The 6,711-nt window shown below is 70.3% G+C and carries 5 protein-coding genes; 4 read left to right on the top strand and 1 reads right to left on the bottom strand.

Going from position 1 to position 6,711, the window contains the following annotated elements; all coding sequences use genetic code 11:
- Both uvrA and VFM98_RS00555 read left to right on the top strand, forming a co-directional pair.
- The coding region (gene uvrA, locus VFM98_RS00560; RefSeq protein ID WP_325107938.1) for an excinuclease ABC subunit UvrA at positions 1-2,333 on the top strand (2,333 nt) is incomplete at its 5' end.
- 163 nt (positions 2,334-2,496) lie between these two features.
- Positions 2,497-2,754: a GlsB/YeaQ/YmgE family stress response membrane protein gene (locus tag VFM98_RS00555; RefSeq protein ID WP_325107937.1), complete on the top strand. Its 258-nt coding sequence runs from the start codon at positions 2,497-2,499 to the stop codon at positions 2,752-2,754.
- 3 nt (positions 2,755-2,757) lie between these two features.
- On the opposite strand, the gene pyrF is transcribed toward VFM98_RS00555, so the two are convergent.
- Entirely contained in the window at positions 2,758-3,600 is an 843-nt protein-coding gene (pyrF, locus tag VFM98_RS00550; RefSeq protein ID WP_325107936.1) for an orotidine-5'-phosphate decarboxylase, read from the bottom strand.
- A gap of 194 nt (positions 3,601-3,794) precedes the next feature.
- Between pyrF and VFM98_RS00545 the strand changes: the two genes are divergently transcribed.
- Together VFM98_RS00545 and VFM98_RS00540 are read left to right on the top strand one after the other, a co-directional pair.
- On the top strand, positions 3,795-5,780 hold the full coding sequence (locus tag VFM98_RS00545; protein ID WP_325107935.1) for an ATP-binding protein: 1,986 nt from the start codon (positions 3,795-3,797) through the stop codon (positions 5,778-5,780).
- A 103-nt stretch (positions 5,781-5,883) separates the two neighbouring features.
- Positions 5,884-6,711, top strand: an 828-nt coding sequence (locus VFM98_RS00540) for a PAS domain S-box protein (RefSeq protein ID WP_325107934.1), incomplete at its 3' end; no start/stop codon positions are given.

Genomic DNA, 6,711 nt, shown 5'->3' with positions numbered 1-6,711 from the left:
AGGGGTACGTGCGCTTCCGCGTCGGCGGCGAGGTGTTCGAGTTCGACAACCTGCCCAAGCTGAAGAAGGCCGAGAAGCACGACATCGACGTGGTGGTGGATCGCCTGAAGGTGAAGTCCGAGGTGCAGCAGCGCCTGGCCGAGAGCTTCGAGGCGGCGCTGCGGCTGGCCGACGGCCGCGCCGTGGCAGTGGAGATGGACAGCGGCCGCGAGCACCTGTTCAACGCGAAGTTCGCCTGCCCGATCTGCCACTACTCCATCGCCGAACTCGAGCCGCGCCTGTTCTCCTTCAACTCGCCGGTGGGTGCCTGCCCCGCCTGCGACGGCATCGGCACGATGGAATTCTTCGATGCGACCCGGGTGGTCGCCTTCCCCGAGCTGTCGCTGGCCGGCGGCGCGATCAAGGGCTGGGACCGGCGCAACCCCTACTACTTCAGCCTGGTCGAGAACCTGGCGCGCCACTACAAGTTCGACGTCGACACGCCGTTCCAGGAGCTGGAGCCGCACGTGCGCAAGGCCCTGCTGCACGGTTCGGGCGAGGAGGAGATCCGCTTCACCTACGCGCTGGAAAGCGGCGCCTCCGCCGGCCGCAAGGTGACCAAGAAGCATCCCTTCGAGGGCATCCTGCCCAACATGGAGCGGCGCTACCGCGAGACCGACTCGGCCGCGGTGCGCGAGGAGCTGGCGCGCTACCGCAGCCTTCAGCCCTGCCCCACCTGCGAGGGCACGCGCCTGCGCAGCGAAGCCCGGCACGTGAAGCTGGGCGAAGGCGAGCAGGCCCGCGCGATCTACGAGATCGGCCACATGACGCTGCGCGACAGCCATGCCTACTTCCAGGGCCTGCAGCTGCGCGGCGCCAAGGCGGAGATCGCCGACAAGGTGGTGCGCGAGATCGGCGCCCGGCTGCGCTTCCTCAACGACGTGGGGCTCACCTACCTCTCGCTCGATCGCAGCGCCGAGACGCTCTCGGGCGGCGAGGCGCAGCGCATCCGGCTCGCCTCGCAGATCGGCTCGGGCCTCACGGGCGTGATGTACGTGCTGGACGAGCCCTCGATCGGCCTGCACCAGCGCGACAACGACCGCCTGATCGGCACGCTGCAGCACCTGCGCGACCTGGGCAACAGCGTGCTGGTGGTGGAGCACGACGAGGACATGATCCGCGCGGCCGACTACGTGGTGGACATGGGCCCGGGCGCCGGCATCCACGGCGGCCAGGTGATCGCGCAGGGCACGCCGGCGGAGGTGATGGCCAGCGAGGCGTCGCTGACCGGGCGCTACATGTCCGGCGCGCTGAAGATTCCTGTCCCCGCGAAGCGCGTGCGCCTCGGCGAGATGCCCGACCCGCAGGTGATCCGCATCGTCAATGCGAGCGGCAACAACCTGAAGGACGTGACGGTGGAGATCCCGGTGGGGCTGCTCACCTGCGTCACCGGCGTCTCGGGCTCGGGCAAGTCCACCCTGGTGAACGACACGCTCTATGCGGCGGTGGCGCGCGAGCTCTATCGCGCCCACGAGGAGCCGGCGCCGCACGAGACGATCGAGGGCATCGAGCACTTCGACAAGGTGATCAACGTCGACCAGTCGCCGATCGGCCGCACGCCGCGCAGCAACCCGGCCACCTACACCGGCCTCTTCACGCCCATCCGCGAGCTGATGGCGGAGACGGCGCTGGCCAAGGAGCGCGGCTACGGGCCCGGGCGCTTCTCCTTCAACGTGCCGGGCGGGCGCTGCGAAGCGTGCCAGGGCGACGGCGTGGTGAAGGTGGAGATGCACTTCCTGCCCGACGTCTACGTGCCCTGCGACGTCTGCCGCGGCCAGCGCTACAACCGCGAGACGCTGGAAGTGCAGTGGAAGGGCCGCAACATCGCGCAGATCCTCGACATGACGGTGGAGGACGCGCACGAGTTCCTGAAGCCGGTGCCGACCATCGCCCGCAAGCTGCAGACCCTGCTGGACGTGGGCCTGTCGTACATCAAGCTGGGCCAGGCGGCGACCACGCTTTCGGGCGGCGAGGCGCAGCGGGTGAAGCTGGCGCTGGAACTCTCCAAGCGGGACACCGGGCGCACGCTGTACATCCTCGACGAGCCGACCACCGGCCTGCACTTCGCCGACATCGCCCTGCTGCTGAAGGTGCTGCACCAGCTGCGCGACGCCGGCAACACCATCGTCGTGATCGAGCACAACCTGGACGTGATCAAGACCGCCGACTGGATCGTCGACATGGGTCCTGAAGGCGGCGATGGGGGCGGCACGGTGGTGGTGGCGGGGACGCCGGAGGAAGTGGCGGCGCACCCGGCCAGCCATACCGGGCAGTACCTGAAGCGGCTGTTGTAACGCCTGGAGCCCTTTCGTCGGGCTGGAATTCGTAGGCTGGCGCTGAGCCGCGCCAGCGCGAAGCCCAGCACCAGCCTACGCCCGAACCCCCGCCCCGCCTACACGCCCCGCCGTGGCGCGTGCCCTAGCATCCCCCCGTTCGCAACTCGTCCCGGAGACCCGCATGTCGATCATCGGAACCATCATCGTCGGCTTCATCGTGGGCCTGATCGCCCGGGCCGTGAAGCCCGGCAACGACAACATGGGCATCATCATGACCACGATCCTCGGCATCGTGGGCGCGTTCGTGGCCCGCTTCATCGGCCAGGCCATGGGTCTCTACACGGCCAACGAGCCGGCCGGCTGGATCGCCTCCGTGATCGGCGCGGTGCTGGTGCTGTTCGTCGTGGGGATGGTGCGCGGCCGCCACCACCCCCGCTGACGCTCAGGGCAGGTCCGAGATCACCGGCACGCCGGACTGCAGCAGCTGCTGCGTCCGGAGGGCCTCGGCGCGCGCGGCCTCCGCGAAGTCGGGCCCGCTGGAGGCATAGAGGATCGCGCGCGAAGAGTTCACCACGATCGGCCCCTTGGCCCGCCAGCCCGCGCGCACGGTGGCCACGGCGTCGCCGCCCTGCGCCCCCACGCCCGGGATCAGCAGCGGCAGCGTCGGCGCGAGGTCGCGCACGCGCTCGATCTCGTTCGGATAGGTCGCCCCCACCACCAGCCCCAATTGCCCATTGAGGTTCCACGGCCCTTGCGCGAGCCGTGCGATGTGCTCGTACAGCAGCGGCTGGCCCTCCACCGACGCGAGCCGCTGGTTCTGCAGGTCGTCGCCCCCGGGATTGGAAGTGCGGCACAGCAGGAAGGCGCCCTTGTCCGGGTATTTCAGGTAGGGCTGCACGGAGTCGAATCCCATGAACGGCGACAAGGTGACGGCATCGGCCCCGTAGCGCTCGAACGCTTCGAGCGCGTACTGCTCCGCGGTCGACCCGATGTCGCCACGCTTGGCGTCCAGGATCACCGGCACGTGCGGGAAGTTGGCGCGCAGGTGCCGCATCAGCTGTTCGAGCTGGTCCTCTGCGCGGTGGGCGGCGAAGTAGGCGATCTGCGGCTTGAAGGCACACACCAGGTCGCCGGTGGCGTCCGCGATGCGGGCGCAGAAATCGAAGATGCGCGCCGCGTTGGCCGTCATGCCGTGCGGGAAGCGCGTCGGCTCCGGATCCAGCCCCACGCACAACATCGAACCCTGGCGCTGTTGCGCGGCCTGCAGCATCTCGAGGACGGTCATGCGCGGATTCTAGGAGCCCGGGGGGCGCCGGAACGCACTTTGCGCCGGCGCCTGGAAGGCCTCGATCGCCTTGCGACAATGCCGCCCATGCACGCACCTTCGCGGCCGCAGCCTTCCCTCCTGGCGGGGCCCTGGGCGGCGCCGGCTTCCCGCACGGAGCCGGCCGTATCATCGGCAGCCAGCCGCAGACCAGGATGACCGGACAGGCCCTTCCTCCGCCCGACGACAGCCTGGCCAACCGCCGGGCCGCGCTCCTGTTGCGCGCGACGCTCGACTCCACCGCCGACGGCATCCTGGTGGTGGGCCCGAAGCAGGAGATCCTGCTGCGCAACCAACAGTTCCTGCGCATGTGGAACATCCCGCCGCACCTGGCGCAGGCCCAGACGCCGGAGCTGCTGCCCTTCATCCGCGACCAGCTGAAGAACCCGGCGCAGTCCATGCGCGACCTCGAGGCGCTGTTCCGTTCGCCGGACGCGCAGGGCTTCAAGCTGATCGAATGCGCCGACGGCCGCGTGTTCGAGCGCTTCACCAGCGTGATGCAGCTGGAGGACGGCGTGAGCGCGCGGGTGCTGAACTTCCGCGACATCACCGAACGCGTCGCGGCCGAACAGGAGGCGCGCGAGGCCAAGGAGGCGGCCGAGACGGCCAACCGCGCCAAGAGCGACTTCCTGGACAACGTCAGCCACGAGATCCGCACCCCGCTCAATGGCGTGCTGGGCCTCACGCGCCTGCTGCTGTCGGAGGACCTCAGCGCGCGCCAGCGCCGCTACGTGCAGCTGGCCGACGCCAGCGCCGCCTCGCTGCTGGAGCTGATCGAGGACCTGCTGGACCTGGGCAAGATCGAATCGGGCCGCATGGAACTGGAATTCGCCCCGTTCCGGCTGGAGGAGCTGCTCGACGACCTGCACGACATCTACCGCCTGCGGGCGCAGGAGAAAGGGCTGCGCTTCGTGTTCGAGGTGGACGCCGGGGTGCCGCACGCGGTGCAGGGCGACGCCGGCCGGCTGCGCCAGATCCTCAACAACCTGCTGTCGAACGCGCTCAAGTTCACGGCCGCGGGCGAGTTCGGCCTGCTGGTGGGGCGCAGCGCGCTCGGGCGCGGCAGCGACATGCTGCGCTTCACCGTCCACGACACCGGGATCGGCATTCCCTTCGAGGTGCAGCAGCGCCTGTTCACGCGCTTCACCCAGGCCGATCGCGCCACCAGCCGCCGCTACGGCGGCACCGGGCTGGGGCTGGCGATCGTCAAGCAGCTCACCGACATGATGGGCGGCACCATCCTGCTGCAAAGCGAGCCGGGCCGCGGCACCTCGGTGCGCTGCGAGCTGCCGCTGCCGCCGCTGCCGCCGGAGCGCGTGCCCACGCGCTGGCCCGACACGCAGGCACCGCCGCTGCGGCCCCATGCAGCGCGCGTGCTGGTGGCCGAGGACAACGAGACCAACCAGGTGGTGGTGCGCGGCCTGCTGGCGCAGGCGGGCTACCGCGACGTGACGGTGGTCGGCGACGGCGTGGAGGCGCTGGCCGCCATGGCCGCGGCCGACTACGACCTGGTGCTGATGGACTGCCGCATGCCGCGCATGGACGGCTACGAGGCCGCGCGCCGCCTGCGCGCGCAGGGTTTCACCCAGCCGATCATCGCGCTGACCGCCAATGCCGCCGCGGGCGAGCGCGAACGCTGCCTCGCCTGGGGCATGAACGAGTACCTCTCCAAGCCGATCGATGCCGCGCAACTGGCACGGGTGCTGGCCGAGTGGACCGGCCAGGCGCCGCCGCTCGACGCGCGGGCGCGGGACGCTTCGCCTGCCGCCGCGCGAGCGGCCGCACCGCCGCCCTTCGCCTCCGGCGCCGTGTTCGACCGCGCGCAGGCGCTGGACCGGCTCGGTGGCGACGAGGAGCTGCTGCGCGTGGCTCTCGGCGCCTTCCGCGAGAACACGCCGCAGGTGCTGCAGTCCGCGCGCGCCGCGCTGGCCGCCGGCGCGGCGCCGGACGTGCGCCGCCACCTCCACTCGCTGGCCGGCTCCGCCTCGATGGTGGGCGGCACGCCGCTGCATGCCCTGGCGAAGGAGCTGGAGGCCGAGGCCGCCGATGGCGCATTGATAACCGTGCAGGCGCGCCTCGGCGAGCTCGACGCCCTGCTCGCGCGCTTCCTCGAAGAAGCCGGCTCCGCGGGCCAAGGCTGAGGCACGCAGCACGCTTTCCGAAACTGGCTGTAGGACAAGGGCTCGTTTTCGGCGCGCCCCATCAGTCGGCCGCGGCACGCTGCCGATAATGGTCGCGCCCCATATGATCCAGATTGCCGAGTCCCACCCGGAGAACACGACCGAGCAGCGCCTGCAGCTGCTGATCGAGGCCGTCACCGATTACGGCATCTTCATGCTGGATCCCGAAGGCCGCATCGTTTCGTGGAACACCGGCGCCCAGAAGCTCAAGGGCTGGCACCGCGACGAGATCCTCGGCAAGCACTTCTCCATCTTCTATCCGCCCGACGCCGTCGCCTCCGGCTGGCCGCAGGAGGAACTGCGGCTGGCCCGCCAGCGCGGCCGCTTCGAGGACGAAGGCTGGCGGGTGCGCAAGGACGGCACCCGGTTCTGGGCCAACGTGATCATCACCGCGCTCTACGGCCCGATGGGCGAGCTCACCGGCTTCGCCAAGATCACGCGCGACCTGACGGAGCGCCGCCGGCACGAGGAAGAACTGCGCATCAGCGAGGAGCGCTTCCGGCTGCTGGTCGATTCCGTGCAGGACTACGCGATCTTCATGCTCGACCCGGCCGGCACCGTGGAGAGCTGGAACGCCGGCGCCGAGGCGATCAAGGGCTACCGCCCCGAGGAGGTCATCGGGCAGGACTTCCGCATGTTCTACACCCCGGAAGACCGCGCCGCCGGCAAGCCGGAGGCCGCGCTGCGCATTGCGCGCGAGACCGGCCGCTTCGAGACCGAGGACTGGCGCGTGCGCAAGGATGGCAGCCTGTTCTGGGCCAACGTGGTGCTCACCGCGGTGTACGGCCCCGGCGGCGACCTGCGCGGCTTCGCCAAGGTCACGCGCGACATGAGCGAGCGCCGGCGGCTGGAGGAACTGGAGAACTCCAGCCGGCGCATGAACGAGTTCCTC

This window comes from Ramlibacter sp. (assembly GCF_035706265.1).
Taxonomy (GTDB): Bacteria; Pseudomonadota; Gammaproteobacteria; order Burkholderiales; family Burkholderiaceae_C; genus Ramlibacter.
The sequence above is the reverse complement of the archived record's forward strand: the minus strand, read 5'-3'. Positions and strand labels throughout refer to the sequence as shown.